Below are 5,328 nucleotides of genomic sequence, written 5' to 3'. Positions count from 1 at the left end.
GGCGTCGTCCATGTATTTGGAATACGCCGAGTCCTCATTGCCATGCAAACTTTTGATAAACGGAAACACTTCTTTTGAAACGACTTCATACATTTCGTCTGCCGATCCAAGCTGTTTGAACCGGTGCCAGCGAAGATGCTGTTTGTCTTCCGGGAATATGCCTTCATACGGAAGCCCTAAAACTTCCGCTTCCTGCTCTTTAATTAACTCCGCATCATCAAGCCCTTTTATAAACAGCAAGTATGTAAATTGTTCAATCACTGTTAAGGGGTTTGTAATACCACCTGTCCAGAATGTTTCCCATATTTTCTCTACTTTATTTTTCATTTCTCCTGTAATCATAAATACTTCTTCCTCCTGAGTGAACTTATTACTATTATAGCGACTAAGTAAAGGATGATGGAAGCAGGGAGCGGTATTTCCTCCGTGGAAAAAATGCATTGTCCATTGTCTTTACCAATTTCTTACAAAAAAGAAAATCCCCCGGTTTATGTTTCAGAGGACTTTAATGGAACAACTGTTTGATTTTCATACACCACATTTAACGCAACGGAAATTCCAGCATGAATTCATGTACTCTCCCGCCACTGCTTCCCGTTGTTCTTTGAATATGGGCAACATGATCATACGAGCCGGTACACCACAAATTTTTCATATGGATTATGCTCATATAAAAGCGCCAGCGGGACTTCAAGCATTTTTTCAAACGGCGTGCGGTCTTCAAGGAAATAAATATAGTCTTCCAATGGGTAATATAAAATGATGTCTGTTTCCCGGCCCGCTTCTTCCACCGAGTGTAAAATATTTTGCACGATCTTCATAAAAATCTGTGCCGAGAACGGATTAAAAAAATAAAAGCGATTATCTTCAGGCGCGATCTCATATTCCTCTGCCAAGCATCGTTTAAAATGAATCCGGCCGGGATGGTTTGGGAATTTTTTCTCGTAGCGTTTCTTGTTTTCGAGCGCTTCACGGTAGAAAACTTCATTCATCTCAACGCCGGTCACTGTTGCGTGGAACAGATGGTAAATGTAAAAATTGAGCCGCCCTTTGCCGCAGCCGAAATCCACAACATGATCGCTCTCCCTTAGTTCGTAATGGTCAAACAGTTCATCAAGCGCATAATACGGCGTTGGCTCATACCGGTTGTAATGCAGCGATTCGTAAAAACTTTTCTGCTTCCCGGTCGTTTTAATATTTAACAGCCCGTCAATATAAGAATCGTTCATGCCATTACTCCTGTGTTTATTATGGTTTCATTCCGGAACGAAACGAATGATGCTCTATTGCCTGTTCCAGTCCGTACGGTGATAAATCCAGTTCCGTTTCCCGGCCGAGTGCGAGCCTTGCCAGTTCAGCCCCGAAAAACGGTCCGACGGTTAAGCCTGAAGCACCTAGCCCGTTTGCGGCAAGAATCCCGCCAAAACCGGGCCACGCGCCGATGACAGGCAAAAATCCCGGCGTGAACGGACGGAAGCCAACTTTTACATCAATAATTGCTGCATCTGCCAGGCCTTGCGCTACCGGCAGCACTTTGGATAAAACTTCGTGGAGCCCGCCTGCAGTCACACGCTGGTCAAATTCTTCCGTATTTTCATGGGTGGCGCCGGCAATGATGCGACCGCCTTCAAACGCAAGCAAATACTGGTCATTCGGGGGCATCACGACAGGCCAGCCGCCAGTATCCGTGCCGGGCAGCTCCAGATGGATAATTTGCGCTTTTTGGTGGCTGACTTGGAACGTTGCGCCGAGCGGTTTGAACAACTCTTTTGCCCATGCGCCCGCTGCCACAATCGTTTTGTCCGCATGCATCGTGCGTCCTCCGGCTTCAACCCCGATTACTTTTCTGCCTTCCACAAGCAGCCGGGCATTTCCATGTATGACTTCTGCCCCGTTTTTTCGGGCAGCATTCACTAGCGCATCCCGCAGCGCCTTTCCGTTTACGCGGGCAGCCCCGCCCACATAGACAGAGCTGAAGCCACTGGAAAGCAACGGAAACATGCCGCGCGTTTCCTCAGGCGACAGCCGTTTGATCTCGCCAATTTCGGGCGCATCTTCCCGCCGCTTCAAAGCCCGTTCCTGCATTTTATCGAGTTTTTCTTCACCCGTATGTATGCTGAGGGCACCAGTCTTTTTATATCCGGTTTCCGTTTCTCCGTCTTCTTCCAATTGTGCGATTAATTCAGGGTAGTACTTTGCACCTGCTTTGGCGATCCGGTACCAGTCTTTGTTCCTCCGCTGCGACAGCCACGGGCAAATGATTCCGGCTGCTGCTTCAGTCGCCTGCCCCTTGTCAGCCCTGTCAATGAGTGTGACGGCTGCGCCCGCTTTTGCCAGATGATAAGCAGCAGATGCCCCGAGCACACCGCCGCCGACTACGATATAAGATGGCATAATGTCACTCCTGTTTCCTGTAAAATAAGATTTGTTTTGTATACGAAGTAAAATCATCAAGGTGGTTCTCAATGATTTGCTTCAATATTTCCAAGTTAATAGCCTGATAATCGTAAACAGCAATATTACGGAATCCGATCATTGCCTTCAATTTTACGGCTAGTGGATTTAAGTCAATATTTTGGACACCAATAAGTGAAATTTAATTTTGATCTCATGCCATATTTTTCATGACTGCTGGTCGCTTGACATAGAGCATCTGCGGGCGTGGTGTTATGCGAAGGCGCAAGAGGCAATGATTTCCTTCGCATGGCAAACAAGCCTACCACGCCCGCCACTCCATGTAAAGCGGATGCTTGTAATATTGTGAAGAGCACTACGCTGCCCCTGTCTTCTGCTTCTTGTGGCGTCACAGACAGCTATGAATCCGTTTCCGATTGTACCATCCTTCTATAAATTCGAATAAGGCCCTTCTGGCAGCTTGAAAGTTCAAATAGTTGACTCTGTAGATCACTTTCTTTTTCAGAATTGCGTGGAAATACTCAATGCAGGCATTATTATATGGGTAACCTTTTTTACTGAAGGAGTGCTTAAACTGCTTCTTTTCCATGTATTCAGCAAATTTTTCGCTTGTATACTGGGACCCCAAACCAGAATGCAAAATCAATCCCGGGCCCGGCCATTGTGTTTGATAAGCATTTTCTACTGCTTTAAGGGCCAATTCAGTCGTCACATGGCGGTCAAAAGAGTAGCCGACAATCTTTCTGGTATGCAAGTCCATGACAGAAGCCAGGTAACACCAGCCTTCTTTTAGAGTATGGATATACGTAATATCCGTAACCCACTTCTCGTTGATGGTCGTCGTTGAGAAGTCCTGGTTCAGCAGGTTATCGCGTTCTTCCACCTTGCCCTTATTGGAATGGGAGCGGCACTTTTTTCTGATAATGGAATAAATGCCGGCAGCCTTCATCAAACGCTGAACCCGTTTCAGGCTGACTTTGAGCCCTTCTTTTCAAGCATATTGTGGATCTTCGGTGCTCCGTATCTCTGCTTACTTTCCGTATGGTTTTTTCGTATTCTGTCAGTCAGCTCCCGGTTTTCCCGTTTTTTTTTGACCTGTTTTTTTTGTGAAAAAAACCTTGTGCTATTTTCATGCCGGGTTGAGAGAGAGTCGATCATGAATGTTTTGTTTGGATTGATAGTAGGTACTTCTCGGCACGCCAAGGACCGTACACATGGTTTTAAGGTCATAATGGTGCTTGGCTCTTATCTCGTCAATCATGGATATAACAGTGGTTTGATTTACTTCTTTGCGAATATGGCCATAGCTTTTTTTAAGATTTCGTTTTCCTCTTTCAGCCGGCGCAATTCTTTTTGCAGGTTCAGAAATTCTTCCGGGGTGAAAGAACTTCCGTCATCTAGCTTAACCAGTTTGTGTTTTCTGATCCATTTGTAAATCGTTTCAGACAAGCCATATTCGCTGCAGATCTGTTTACTGGTGTTCCAGTTTGATAAAGCTCAACCACCATTTCCTTAAATTCAGCATTATAACTTTTACGTTTTTCGCTTGTGTTACCCATATCAGGACACATCCCTTCGTTAATATTATATTTCACTAAAGGGTGTCCATGAAACTATACTAGCATCATGAAGTTTCAATTCCTCATAGGTAAGATAGAAACCCCAAAAGTCTTTATAAAATAAGCGTTTGCAAAATAGAGACATTTTTAGTATAAACGTTTTTTAACATTTAATCAATTCATTGTTTTCCTTTCGCCAGTTGGAATTCTGGCAACTAGAGAATTGTCGTCGATCCCTTGGAATTCATACGCTATTGGGGATCGACGACAGAAAAATACACCTACTCCATGATTTCAAACATTCCAAATCCTTGTGAGTTTTTGGCACCAACGCCAACGTCATACATAAATTTTAAATAAGCGGACGGGGCTTGAATTTCGTAAATTCCATTCCATGCATTGATACGGAATCCTTTAAACGCTGTAATCACTTTATCTTTTTCTGTTACTTTGATCGGCTTAATAGTAACTCTCTCCGTTGGTTGTGCTTGAAAATAAGCTTCAAACTTATTACAAAAATTTTTCTCAACCATATCCGAAAAAACAAGATCAGACGGCGAGAAAAAATGGGTTCGCTTGTCGCCATATCGGTTTTCATAAGTACTGTAGATCGTAAGTGGGGAAAGCATTCGAATTGGATAAGCACGCTTTGCGGTGATATCTAGCGCTTTCACTATTGTTTCCTCAATATGAATTGGCTGTCCATAAAGGGTAAATTGTCCTTGCAACATATAGCTTCTTCCCAAATCTACAATCAGCGAATCCACCACAGATGAAACATACCATGTAACTTGGTCAAAAAACTCGATTTTTTTCTCATGCCGATGAATATGGTATGTTCCGTATAGCCGGCTAAATGTAAACATTTTGAACCGCCGCTTTTCTTTCGGATATCCAATATTGTGCAAAAAATCTGCAAGATCAAAATCTTGAATGGAGCGGTATAAAAATCCTTGCAACACTTCTTCGTAATTGATAGGTAATGTAAGGGTTCCATTTTTTGGTCTAAATCGAATCGTAAGCCTCATTTATTCCTCCTTCAATATAGTACAATTATCTCTTGATATCTCACTCATTCTCAAAATTTCATAGGTATTTGATTCACACCTAAATAGTTTTCACACCTTTAAAAGGATATAGACAGAATTTTCTTACATGATGAATCCCATCCTAACAACCAAATTGGTTATATTTGGTAATCAAAAGAATATAACCGTGCGTAAATACTCCACACAACTCACGGTCGCTCACCCTCCTACATCTCCCAAGATTTGGGACCCACTCATTCCTCCGTCCTGCGTATCCATGAGGTGGAGGCCGGATATGCTCCTTTGCTGGGTCAGAATGCCCGAAC

At 43.5% G+C, this 5,328-nt stretch carries 4 protein-coding genes and 2 pseudogenes; all 6 read right to left on the bottom strand.

Annotated elements, in window-relative coordinates; translation table 11 throughout:
* Positions 1-342, bottom strand: a 342-nt coding sequence (locus BpJC4_RS15405; RefSeq protein ID WP_172968381.1) for a type I restriction-modification system subunit M N-terminal domain-containing protein, incomplete at its 3' end; no start/stop codon positions are given.
* 281 nt (positions 343-623) lie between these two features.
* On the bottom strand, positions 624-1,229 hold the full coding sequence (locus BpJC4_RS15400) for a methyltransferase (RefSeq protein ID WP_151680653.1): 606 nt from the start codon (positions 1,227-1,229) through the stop codon (positions 624-626).
* A 19-nt stretch (positions 1,230-1,248) separates the two neighbouring features.
* Positions 1,249-2,394 carry an NAD(P)/FAD-dependent oxidoreductase gene (locus BpJC4_RS15395; RefSeq protein ID WP_151698176.1) on the bottom strand — a complete coding sequence of 382 codons (1,146 nt, stop codon included), beginning with the start codon at positions 2,392-2,394 and terminating at the stop codon, positions 1,249-1,251.
* Between the two features lie 4 nt (positions 2,395-2,398).
* Positions 2,399-2,557 (bottom strand): annotated as a pseudogene (locus BpJC4_RS15390) (DUF86 domain-containing protein); the annotation flags it as partial.
* A gap of 246 nt (positions 2,558-2,803) precedes the next feature.
* Positions 2,804-3,974: pseudogene (locus BpJC4_RS15385) on the bottom strand (IS3 family transposase).
* A 281-nt stretch (positions 3,975-4,255) separates the two neighbouring features.
* Complete coding sequence (gene cas6 / locus BpJC4_RS15380) at positions 4,256-5,002, bottom strand: CRISPR-associated endoribonuclease Cas6 (RefSeq protein WP_151680657.1); 747 nt, start codon at positions 5,000-5,002, stop codon at positions 4,256-4,258.
* Positions 5,003-5,328: the final 326 nt, after the last annotated feature.

It is taken from the genome of Weizmannia acidilactici, assembly GCF_008974185.1.
Lineage (GTDB): Bacteria > Bacillota > Bacilli > Bacillales > Bacillaceae_C > Weizmannia > Weizmannia acidilactici.
Note: the sequence above shows the minus strand (reverse complement) of the source record. Positions and strands in the feature narration are given on the sequence as shown.

Excerpts from the sequence above, each read along its gene's own strand:
- BpJC4_RS15400 (WP_151680653.1), bottom strand. The coding sequence starts at position 1,229 with ATGAACGATTCTTATATTGACGGGCTGTTAAATATTAAAACGACCGGG.
- BpJC4_RS15395 (WP_151698176.1), bottom strand. The coding sequence starts at position 2,394 with ATGCCATCTTATATCGTAGTCGGCGGCGGTGTGCTCGGGGCATCTGCT.
- cas6 (WP_151680657.1), bottom strand. The coding sequence starts at position 5,002 with ATGAGGCTTACGATTCGATTTAGACCAAAAAATGGAACCCTTACATTA.